A 3,966-nucleotide genomic window follows, 5' to 3' on the forward strand; every position below is an offset into this window, starting at 1 on the left:
GTCTCGGCGTTCTCAGCATGGCTTTTACGTCGTCCGGTAAAGTTATATTTCCGACTGTCAGGCCGCGTCGCCCTTGAAGGCGGTATTGTGCTTGGGGAACCAGACGTGTCCCTTGAGCATGTAGTTCCAATACATCAGCGGCAGGCCGGTCACCTTGATCCACCAGCCGATCCAGTGCTCCTTCGCGGGATTGAGCGGCAGCGTCGGCGTCACTTTCCCGCCATAGATGAACTCGGCGAGAATAGTTTTGCCCATGGCCGTCGTCAGCGGACAGGATGCATAGCCGTCATAGCCGCTCTCGACCGCGGTTTTTCCCATCATATGGAGAATGTTACCGACAACGACGGGTGCCTGTTTGCGCACTGCCGCGGCGGTCTTTGAGTTCGGCGTCGAAGCGACGTCGCCGAGGGAGAAAACATTGGGGTAGTGTACTTGCTGCATCGAGTTCTGGTGCACCTCGACCCAACCCGCCGCATTCGCCAGCGGGCTCGACTTGATTTCCTCGGGCGGGCTTTGCGGCGGAGATACGTGCAACATATCGAACGGCACGGTGATACGCTCGCCCTTGCCTTGGTCGCCCACTTTCTCGAACGTTGCCGTCTTCGCCGCTCCGTCGACTGCAACCAGATTATGCTGGTAGTGGACGTTGATGCCATATCGCTCCGCGATCTTCACGAGCTCGCGGGCAAAGAACGGCACGCCGAATATCACCGGGGCATGCACATAATAGTTCAGGCTGCAATCTTTAAGAATGCCCCGGCGCTGTAGATGGTCAGCGGTGAGGTATGCGATCTTCTGCGGCGCCCCCGGGCACTTGAAGGGCAGTGGTGGCTGAGTGAATACCGCCCGGCTGCCGGCCTTCAGCCGCTGCAGGCAATCCCATGTGTAAGTGGCGTGAGCGGGGGAGTAATTGCTGCACACGCCATTCTTGCCGAGGGTCTCGGAAAGTCCCGCGACCTTGCCCCAGTCGAGCTTTACGCCGGTGCAGACCACGAGATAATCATAGGTCACAGCGTCGCCGTTCTTGAGACGAACCGCGTTTTTCTCCGGCTCGAAGGTCTGGGCGGCGTCGTTAATCCAACGAACGCCGACGGGGATCAGGCTTTGTTCCGTGCGCCGCGTGCGCGCCAGCGGATAGACGCCGGCGCCGACCAGTGTAAGCGCCGGCTGGTAATAATGCTCCTGTGACGGCTCGATGATGGCGATATCGACGCCCGGCGCGCGGCGCTTCAGGATTGCCGCAACGGTGATGCCGGCAGTACCGCCGCCGACAACGAGAACTTGATGATGTATTGATCCCGGCATTTCTCGACCTCAATCAGTGCGCGCCTCACGCTTTCTTACGCTAGCGAGAGTTCAGCATGGAGCTTTTCCGCCAAGCGAACAAGTTCATTCGAATGCGCAGAGGTCAGTCAGGCTCCGGGGTGCCGGGCACGATTTTCGCATCCCGACGTAACATCCTGGAGAAGGCCTTCGAGTTTGGCCTTCCCTGAGGCAACGAATCCAAAAGATGGCGGCCACTGGCAGCCCGTGAGATGCACCTCCGGGCTCTGACCAAAAACCTTGTCCAAATATCCGAAGTAACTTCAGGCCGATGCGTTAGGTGTCGTGGGTTGACGGGTGAAAAAGCTCCTCCACTGGGAAAGGAGCTGGGATCAGTCGTTGATCGTAGGAATAACCGACGAACTGTTCGAGATTTTTGCGGTTGGCCTTGAAGCCGTTGGGCCATGGGTCGTTGCCGAAGTCCCGCAACTGTTGCTCGTAAAGCGTGCGTCCGTCGACCAGCAGTGAGTAGTTTGAGTCGTCGTAATAGCCGAATGCAAGCTTCTTCGCCCGCTCGAACGTGTGCAATAATTCACGCGGCAATTCGGGGAGCCTGTCAGCCAATTCACGCTTGAGCACAACGACATGCATGATGGGAAAGAAACCATATTTCTTGTAGTAGCGAACTTCCTCGGTGTGGACGTCGGGAAACAACCGGCGATAGCCATCGGGTCGCGCCAGCATCGACTTGCGCGGCTGCGGCGAAATCAGTGCATCGATCTCGCCGTCGCACAACATCATGCCCATATCCTGGCCGGCGGCCATAACTTCAACTCTGACGTCACTTCGGCCGGCATCAGCTCCGGTCGCATGCAGATCCAGTGAATCTTCTCCCAAGGAACCCCGTATTCAAGCTTGAGGTCACCTTTACCAAGCACCGACAAGGTAGTTTGGAACGAATGCAGCCCAATCCTGCGTCCGATCAAATCCTGCGGCGCCGTAATACCGGCTTTGGCGTTGACATACATCTGGCCGGTGCTGAAGAAACGGCGGGGAAAGGCCGGGATGCCGACGATCGGAAGGTTTCGATCGCGTGCAACCGCCATGATGAACGACGACATCGACATTTCGGCGATATCGAAGGCGAGATGCTTCATCATCCGCTCATGGCGGTCGGTGCCGTCGCGATAGATCGAGCTCTCGCCAACTTCGAGGGGCTTGAACGTGACGCCCTTTGGCGGATCGACGGTGCCGTTAAAGAACGGAACGTGGCGGTCGTAGCGGTTGATCGCGAGCGTGAGTTCCATGGGAGTTTTGAGTGTTTGACTGTGAGGGCTGTTAATTCTCTTCGAGATGTCTTCCCAGATCAAGCAGCCAATGGTTAGTAGCCGTATCCGCAACCCGCGAGCTTTGCATGTTCACAGATAACCGTCTCAACTGCAATTAAAGAGCTAAGGCCGCTAATGCAAAATGGCTATATGCTTCGGTAGATCACATAGGCAGCAACCACGAAAATGACGGCAGAAAAAATCCGACTGAGCGCGCTCCTGTATTCAGCGAGGTACATGGCGAGCCTGAGGCCGATCAAGCCGCCAATCGTGCCGCCGGCGATGAATTCCGCGGCGACGGTCCAGTCGACGAGACCGGAGACCGCGTAGCTCAACGCCGTCGTCAAACCAAAGGCTGCGACCGCCAGTAACGATGAGCCGATGGCATTGATCATGGGCATGCCGGTGGTGAAGGTGAGGCCTGGAACGATGAGAAAGCCGCCGCCGATCCCGAAAAAACCGGCGGTCACGCCGACGCCCATGGCGACCGTAGCCAGGACGAGCGGCGATCGTAGCGCCGGTTCTGCCGATGCTTGCACTTTTCGTGGACGTAGCATTAAAAGGCCAACGGTGATCATCAGCAGACCGAACAGTAACAACAGGTGCTTGCCGGCGACTGCCTTGCCGATGGTCGAACCGATCAAGGCGCCTATGCTGCCGACAACGGCAAATATTGTGGCGCTCTTCCAGCGAACCGTGCCCGCTCGCCCATGGCTGATCAGGTTGATGGCGGCATTCGCGCAGACTGCGGCTGCGCTGGTGCCAATCGCCAAGTGCGGCGGCGAAAGGCCGACCACATAAAGCAGCAGCGGGGTCGCAAGGATCGACCCGCCGCCGCCAATCAGAGCCAGCGAAAATCCGACGAGCACGCCCGATACAACCGCCAGGGCAATCGTCGACATCATGCCGTCCTAACCAATCGGCCTGGAGAAGCGCGGGAAGTGACGAGCGCGCGCATCAGCGCGCCTCCATGCCGTTTGACGCAATGACACTCTTCGCTGCGTTCGAAGTGAGGTAACTGACGAAGTTCCGCGCCAACCCTAGGTTTTGCGTAGACGCTGCGACCGCAACCGCAAACACGGTCACGTGCTGAATTTCCGGCGGCAGTGGGCCGACGAGGTCGACGCCTGGCACCGAACCAATCTCGGCAATCTGCTGAATACCGAGCTCCGCGTTACCATCGGCGACGGCCTTACAAACCACGACTGGTTCGCCCCCCACGGCGCCGATCAGGCGCGTCTTCGGTTCCAATTCTGCCGTCAATCCGAGCCGATCAAAAAGGTCCACCAGGTAAAGTCCACTGGCGGTGCCCAATGCGGGATCGGCACATGCAATCGAATTGGCGCTCCGTAACGCGCTTATGAAAGCTCTGACT

The 3,966-nt window shown here is 58.4% G+C and carries 5 protein-coding genes; all 5 read right to left on the reverse strand.

Annotated features, from left to right (window positions below):
• Positions 1-57: 57 nt before the first annotated feature.
• Positions 58-1,305 (reverse strand): FAD/NAD(P)-binding oxidoreductase, encoded by a 1,248-nt coding sequence (locus WB528_RS22955; protein ID WP_423890980.1) that lies wholly within the window; start codon positions 1,303-1,305, stop codon positions 58-60.
• 294 nt (positions 1,306-1,599) lie between these two features.
• Positions 1,600-2,088: a hypothetical protein gene (locus WB528_RS22960; protein ID WP_423890981.1), complete on the reverse strand. Its 489-nt coding sequence runs from the start codon at positions 2,086-2,088 to the stop codon at positions 1,600-1,602.
• Positions 2,061-2,570 carry an ABC transporter substrate-binding protein gene (locus WB528_RS22965; RefSeq protein WP_423890983.1) on the reverse strand — a complete coding sequence of 170 codons (510 nt, stop codon included), beginning with the start codon at positions 2,568-2,570 and terminating at the stop codon, positions 2,061-2,063. Before WB528_RS22965 ends, WB528_RS22960 begins: the two co-directional genes overlap by 28 nt.
• 167 nt (positions 2,571-2,737) lie before the next feature.
• Positions 2,738-3,496: a sulfite exporter TauE/SafE family protein gene (locus WB528_RS22970; RefSeq protein ID WP_423890985.1), complete on the reverse strand. Its 759-nt coding sequence runs from the start codon at positions 3,494-3,496 to the stop codon at positions 2,738-2,740.
• 52 nt (positions 3,497-3,548) lie between these two features.
• The coding region (locus WB528_RS22975) for a molybdate ABC transporter substrate-binding protein (RefSeq protein ID WP_423890987.1) at positions 3,549-3,966 on the reverse strand (418 nt) is incomplete at its 5' end.

The sequence above is a fragment of the Bradyrhizobium sp. genome (genome assembly GCF_049586575.1).
In the GTDB taxonomy this organism is placed as follows: Bacteria; Pseudomonadota; Alphaproteobacteria; order Rhizobiales; family Xanthobacteraceae; genus Bradyrhizobium.